This window comes from Kitasatospora sp. NPDC057512 (assembly GCF_042802135.1).
In the GTDB taxonomy this organism is placed as follows: domain Bacteria; phylum Actinomycetota; class Actinomycetes; order Streptomycetales; family Streptomycetaceae; genus Kitasatospora.
Map to the genome: position 1 here is coordinate 1 of NZ_JBHVET010000549.1, position 5,949 is coordinate 5,949.

Annotated in this window: 6 protein-coding genes and 1 tRNA gene; 3 read left to right on the forward strand and 4 right to left on the reverse strand. The window is 73.1% G+C overall.

Features of this window, described 5'->3' with window-relative positions; all coding sequences use genetic code 11:
- Positions 1-101: 101 nt before the first annotated feature.
- Both dcd and ACFU6K_RS28775 read right to left on the reverse strand, forming a co-directional pair.
- Entirely contained in the window at positions 102-677 is a 576-nt protein-coding gene (dcd, locus tag ACFU6K_RS28770) for a dCTP deaminase (RefSeq protein WP_380667853.1), read from the reverse strand.
- A 71-nt stretch (positions 678-748) separates the two neighbouring features.
- Positions 749-970, reverse strand: coding sequence for a hypothetical protein (locus ACFU6K_RS28775; RefSeq protein ID WP_074001850.1), 222 nt, complete (start codon positions 968-970; stop codon positions 749-751).
- 276 nt (positions 971-1,246) lie between these two features.
- On the opposite strand from ACFU6K_RS28775, the gene ACFU6K_RS28780 reads away from it, so the two are divergent.
- Positions 1,247-1,320, forward strand: a tRNA-Gly gene (locus tag ACFU6K_RS28780).
- A gap of 80 nt (positions 1,321-1,400) precedes the next feature.
- Here ACFU6K_RS28780 and ACFU6K_RS28785 read toward each other — a convergent pair.
- A complete protein-coding gene (locus ACFU6K_RS28785) occupies positions 1,401-2,336 on the reverse strand; it encodes a LysR family transcriptional regulator (RefSeq protein WP_380667855.1) in 936 nt (311 codons plus the stop codon).
- 146 nt (positions 2,337-2,482) lie between these two features.
- Between ACFU6K_RS28785 and ACFU6K_RS28790 the strand changes: the two genes are divergently transcribed.
- Positions 2,483-3,721 (forward strand): MFS transporter, encoded by a 1,239-nt coding sequence (locus ACFU6K_RS28790; RefSeq protein ID WP_380667857.1) that lies wholly within the window; start codon positions 2,483-2,485, stop codon positions 3,719-3,721.
- 46 nt (positions 3,722-3,767) lie between these two features.
- Here the strand turns inward: ACFU6K_RS28790 and ACFU6K_RS28795 are convergent, their stop codons facing one another.
- Positions 3,768-4,886: a nucleotide disphospho-sugar-binding domain-containing protein gene (locus ACFU6K_RS28795; RefSeq protein ID WP_380667859.1), complete on the reverse strand. Its 1,119-nt coding sequence runs from the start codon at positions 4,884-4,886 to the stop codon at positions 3,768-3,770.
- A 498-nt stretch (positions 4,887-5,384) separates the two neighbouring features.
- Here ACFU6K_RS28795 and ACFU6K_RS28800 point away from each other — a divergent pair, with 498 nt between their 5' ends.
- Positions 5,385-5,864 (forward strand): hypothetical protein, encoded by a 480-nt coding sequence (locus tag ACFU6K_RS28800; protein ID WP_380667861.1) that lies wholly within the window; start codon positions 5,385-5,387, stop codon positions 5,862-5,864.
- Positions 5,865-5,949: the final 85 nt, after the last annotated feature.

Genomic DNA, 5,949 nt, shown 5'->3' on the forward strand with positions numbered 1-5,949 from the left:
TCCCTCACCTGAGGGATCGGCCGCCCGTCGTGCGTGCGCTCCGTGGGGCCCGAGGGTCCTTCGCGTCCTGCGGGCCCTTTCGGGTCCAGCCGGTCCTGCGGTCAGACCTCGCTGCGGTGGAAGTTCAGGTACGAGCGGGACGGCGTCGGGCCGCGCTGGCCCTGGTAGCGCGAGCCGTAGCGCTCCGAGCCGTACGGGTGCTCCGAGGGCGAGGAGAGCCGGAACAGGCACAGCTGCCCGATCTTCATGCCCGGGTACAGCTTGATCGGCAGCGTCGCGACGTTCGACAGCTCCAGGGTCACGTGGCCGCTGAAGCCGGGGTCGATGAAGCCGGCCGTGGAGTGGGTGAGCAGGCCCAGCCGGCCCAGGCTCGACTTGCCCTCAAGCCGGGACGCGACGTCGTCGGGCAGCGTGATGACCTCGTACGTCGAGGCCAGCACGAACTCGCCGGGGTGCAGGATGAACGCCTCGTCGCCCTCCGGCTCGACCAGCCGGGTCAGGTCCGGCTGCTCCTCGGAGGGGTCGATGTGCGGGTACTTGTGGTTCTCGAACACGCGGAAGAAGCGGTCGAGGCGCACGTCGATACTCGACGGCTGGATCATCGCCGGGTCGAACGGGTCGACGACGACCCGACCCAGGTCGATTTCGGTCCGGATGTCCTTGTCAGAGAGCAGCACGCTTCGAGGTTACGTGCACGACAGGGCCCCGGACGAATCCGCCCGGGGCCCGTTCCGTCCCTCCGCGACCGTCAGGCCAGGAACTCCGCGGCCTCCAACCGCATCGCCCGCGCCAGTTGCGGCTCCGACAGCTCCCGCACGTCGGCCAGCACCGAACTCCGCATCCGTCCGCACTGCGGGCAGCGGATCAACCGTCCGGGCCCGAGCCGGCCAGGACCGAGGTTCTGCATCGGGAACGTGGTGGTGCTGAACAGGTGCCCCTCGGCACAACGAACGACGGCGCGCTGCTCCATCGATCCCCTTCCCATCCCTAACCCAGTACTCACCCGTACGCACTCGCCCCGACGGCCGAGCCCCGGGACAGCGTCACATTAGGGGATGTTCCGGACATTCCTCACCATGGCTCGCCGCCTCGGCCCCCACCCGCCGGAGCACTCGCGCGCGGCCCACACAGTACGCCCCCGCGCCCGCCCCACCCGGCTCCGCCACGTCCACCGACCCCCTGTGCAACCACCGGTGCGAATGGGGTACAGTGACACTGGATTGAGCGGTCTCTGACGGCTCATCAGGCGGGCGTAGTTTAATGGTAGAACATGAGCTTCCCAAGCTTAGAGCGCGAGTTCGATTCTCGTCGCCCGCTCCATACCGAAAGCCGCAGGTCATACGACCTGCGGCTTTCGCGTTGTCCGGGGCCGGTCGGCCCGGTTCGGCCGGTCGGGGCGGTCAGTGGGGAAGGGTCCAGGCGGGGGTCCAGGTGCCGGGGGTGTCGGGGGTGGGGGCGGTGGCGGCGAGGTGGGCCCGGAGGGTGGGGAGGGCCGGGTGGGGGTTGTCGCGGTGCCAGAGGAGTGAGTGGGGGTAGACGGGCGTCGGGTCGGTCACCGGGATGCGGCGCAGGCCGTGGGCGGCGGGCCAGACGAGGCGGGTCCGCTCGCTCATGAAGGTGGCGAGGGCCGGGGTGTCGGCGATGGTGTCGAGGAGGGCGTCGGAGCCGAAGTTGGGGCCGGTGGCCTCGATGGTGAGGCCGAACTCGGCGACGAGGTCGGCGTAGTAGGCGCCCCACTCGGTGCCGGGGACGATGCCGGGCATCCAGATCCGGTGGCCGGCCAGGTCGGCGACGGTCAGCGTCCTGGCGCCCGCCAGGGCGTGGGCGGGGCCGGTGAGGAGGTGGAGCGGTTCGTCGAGCACCCGGACGGCTGCGATGTCCTCGGGGAGCGGCCGGCCGGGCATGGCGACGGCGCGGAAGGTGGCGTCGATCGTGCCGGAGCGGACGGCGGCGACGGCGGTCTCGATGTCGTGCAGCATCAGCACGTCGAGGTCGATGTCCGGGTGGGCGCGGTGGAAGTCGCGCAGCAGACCCGAGACGGCTCCGCGCGAGTTGATCACGTCGACGCGCAGCGGGCGGCGGCCGGCGCGTACGGACGCGACCGCGCGTTCGGCGGCGCGCAGCAGTTCGCGGGCGTGGGGCAGGAACGCCTGTCCGTCGATGGTGAGTTCGGCGCCGCGCGGGGTGCGGGTGAACAGCCGCACGCCGAGCTCGCGCTCCAGTGCGGCGACGCGCTTGGAGACGGCCTGCTGGGTGATCGACAGGTCGACGGCGGCCTTCTGGAACTGGCCGGCTTCCGCGATGGCGGCGAAGGTGCGCACTGCTTCGAGGTCCACGCCGATCCACTGTAGAGAACAACCATCGGTTGTGCGGGGTGGGCGAAACGGTTGTTTGACCGGCCGCTGTGCCTCCCGCTTGGCTCTCACCGGTCAACTCCGGTTTGTCCGGTCGGGTTTGGAACGTCGAGGGGAGCGCACCGCGGATGACGGGTGGGAAACGGCTGGGTCGGCGGTTCGGTTGGCTGTGGGCGGCGTACGCGGTGAGCGCGTACGGGTCCGGGCTGGGGTTCGGGGCGCTGCCGCTGATCGCCGTCCTGGTGCTGCACGCGGGCCCCGTCGAGGTGTCCGCGCTGTCCGCGGTGGGGCCGGCGGTGGGCGCGCTGATCGCGGTGCCGCTCGCGCCGTGGGTGGAGTTCCGGCGCAAGCGCCCGGTGATGATCGCGACGGACCTGGTCCGGTTCGCGGCCATGGCGACGATCCCGGTCGCGTACGCGGTGGGAGGGCTGGGCTTCGTCCAGCTGCTGGTGGTCTCGATCGTGGTCGCCGCGGCCAGGATCGCGTTCGGCGCGGCGAGCGGCGCCTACCTCAAGGCCCTCGTCCGGCCGGACGACCTGCTGGTGGCCAACGCGCGGTTCGAGTCCACGAACTGGAGCTCCATCGCGATCGGTCCGCCGCTGGGCGGGGCGGCGGTCGGCCGGTTCGGGCCGGTCACCACCGTGGTGGCCGACGCCGCCAGCTACCTGCTCTCGGCGCTGAGCATCACCGCGATCCGCGGCCGGGAGGAGGCGCCGCTGCGGAGCGGCGGGAACCCGGTCCGGGCGGGCGCGGTGCTCGACGGCTGGCGGCACATCCTGGGCGACCCCGGTCTGCGGGCGCTCTACCTCAACAACATGCTCGTCGCCGGCCTGATCATGGCCACCGAGCCGGTGCTCGCCGTCCTCCTGCTCCGCCAACTCCACTTCGCCCCATGGCAGTACGGCCTCGCCTTCGCCGCCCCCTGCCTCGGCGGGCTGATCGGCTCCCGGCTGGCCCGGCGGGTCGTGGCACGCCACGGCCGGGACCGGGTGTTCCGGACCGTCGGCACCCTGCGCGCCGTCTGGCTGATCGGCCTGGCCTTCGTCCGCCCCGGCGTGGTCGGCCTGGTCACCGTGATGGCCGTCGAGCTGGCGATCATCGTCAACATGAGCCTGTTCAACCCGGTGCTCGCCACCTACCGGCTCGAACGCACGCCCAAGCACCTGGTCGCCCGCACCCTGTCGGCCTGGTCGATCGGCCAGCAGGCGTCCATCGCCGTCTGCACCGCGCTCGGCGGGCTGCTCGCGGCCGCCACCGGACCGCGCACCGCCCTCGCGGTCGCGGGGCTGCTCATCCTCGCCACCCCGCTCCTGCTGCCCCGGGCCGGCGCGCCGGCGGCCGTACCGCCGGCGGCCGCACCGCTGTGAGCGGGTACGGATGCGGGCGGTACGGCCACCGGCGGCAGGGGTGGGATCAGCGGCGGGCGGCGAGGTCCTCCAGGGTGGGGACCAGGGCGGCCGGGGTGGGCAGGGCGGCGTTGTCGGCCTGGAGGCGGTGGGCGGCGTCGCGCAGCGCGGCGTCGGTGAGGACACGGCTGAGCAGCGGGGTGTCGACGGCCTCGGAGGTGGAGCTCAGGGCGGCGCCGGTGGCGGTGATGGCGTCGGCGTTGAGGAAGTGGTCCGCGCCCTGGGGGAGCAGGAGCTGGGGCAGGCCGGCCTGGAGGGCGGTCAGCATGGTGCCCGAGCCGCCGTGGTGGATCAGCGCGTCGGCGCGGCCGAGCAGCTCGTTGAGCGGGACCCAGGGCAGGCCGCGGACGTTGGCGGGCAGGGTGCCGAGCGGGGCGAGGTCGGCGTTGCCGACCGCGAGCAGGAAGTCGGCGTCGACCTCGGCCGCCGCCTCGACCAGGCGGACCACCGCGCGGACGCCGTCGATCTCGGCGAGCACGGTGCCCAGGGTGACGACCGCCCGCGGGCGGTCGGGCTTGCGGAGGAACTCGCCCGGGACGATGCCGCCGCCGTTGTACGGGACGTAGCGCATCGGCAGGCCGTCCGGGTCGCCGCCGAGCGGGCCGAGGTTGAGCACCGCGGCGACGCCCGGAGCGGTCAGGCCGCGCTCCTCGTACAGGTCGGAGACGTGCGAGGCCACCAGGTCGGCCATCGGACGGCCGGGGCTGGCACCGAAGTTCTGCACCACCGACGGGATCTTGAGCTGGGCGGCGACCAGCGGGCCGGCGGCGGCGAAGGAGTCGTGGACGATCAGGTCGGCGCCCCAGTCGTCGGCGACCGCCAGCAGGCCGTCCACGTCGGGGCGGGAGGCGTGCGCGAACATCGCGGCCGCCATGTCGAGGATCTCTTCCTGGGTCTTGTCCCGGTTGACGTACTGGACCTTGCCGCCGAGACCCTCCTCGATGATCTCCCGCAGGCCCCGGCCGTCGCCGACCTGGGCGACGGGGAAGCCCGCGGAGCGGATCAGCTCGACCGGCTGTCCGGTGGCGAACAGGACCTCGTGCCCGACGGCGCGCAGCGCCTGGGCGGTGGGCACCATCGGGTAGAGGTGACCGGCCGCGGCGGGGCCGGTGAAGAGTATGCGCATGGTCGTCTCCTTGCGAATGTTGCTGTCCAGGCAGTCTCACCTTTGAAGTTGACGTTCAGTCAATTTGATAAGGATCACCATGCGCGGTAATCGGCCTTTCTGGAGCAGGGCTTGCCTCGCGGGCAATCGTGTGCTCCGCGCGCCGGTCGCCCGGGTCGTGCGCGCCCGCCGGACGGGCCGCCCGCGCGCCGCCGCCCGTGCCCTCCCGGTGCACCGTGCAGTGCGTGGTGAAGGTGTGGGAACGGTGAGGGCCGGAGCCGGGAGGGGAACTGCCCGTACCCGCCCGCCGTCCAAGCAGCAGTGACGGAATGCCTGCCCGGGTTGAACGCCGGGAGGAGTACGGAGGGCCCTGTGCAGTCAGGTGGTGCCGAACTGAACGTCGGACGCCCGGGCGGCGGCGGTCCCGGCCGTCCCGGCGGTGCGTGGGTCGCGCCGGTCCGGCGGTCGGAGTCCGAACCGGGTACGGAGTCCGAGCCGGGGACGGAGTCGGGGCCGGAGGTGACGATCGACCAACTCGACGCCACCGAGCGCTGCGAGACGCTGCTCCAGGACACCCTGGACGCCGTCCGTCCGGCGCCGGTCTGGCAGGGGGCGCCCGCGCGGGCGGGGGCGAGGCTGCCGCTGCCGGGGCGGGAGTCGGAGCTGCTCTGGTACGTCACCCGGGGCCGGGACCTCCTCACCGTCGTCTCGCTCTCCCGACGGGCGGTGCTGGCGGACGTGGTGGAGCGGCACTGGCGGCGGCGCGGCTGGACCATCACCTCGCTGAACGCCGGCCGGGACCGCCCGGGCGTCGCCGCGGCCACGCCGGACGGCTACCGGCTGGAACTGCGCTTCGGCGAGTCGGGCGAGGCCGGGCTGACCGCGAGCTCGCCCGGAGTGGCCCGCTCGGAGCGGGGCCCGGTGCTGTCCGGGAGCGTCGACCGCTGTGCGCCGCCGCTGCCGTACGTCCGCTGCCCGTACTGGAGCGCGCTGGTCTAGTCGAGGATGCTGGTCCGGCCGGGAGCACTGGTCGGGCCGAGGGCGCTGGGGACCGGGGGAGGCGTGGAGCGAGTCCCCCCGGACT

Bases quoted from the DNA above. Each gene is read 5' to 3' on its own strand.
- ACFU6K_RS28775 (WP_074001850.1), bottom strand. From the start codon at position 970: ATGGAGCAGCGCGCCGTCGTTCGTTGTGCCGAGGGGCACCTGTTCAGC.
- ACFU6K_RS28790 (WP_380667857.1), top strand. From the start codon at position 2,483: ATGACGGGTGGGAAACGGCTGGGTCGGCGGTTCGGTTGGCTGTGGGCG.
- ACFU6K_RS28795 (WP_380667859.1), bottom strand. From the start codon at position 4,886: ATGCGCATACTCTTCACCGGCCCCGCCGCGGCCGGTCACCTCTACCCG.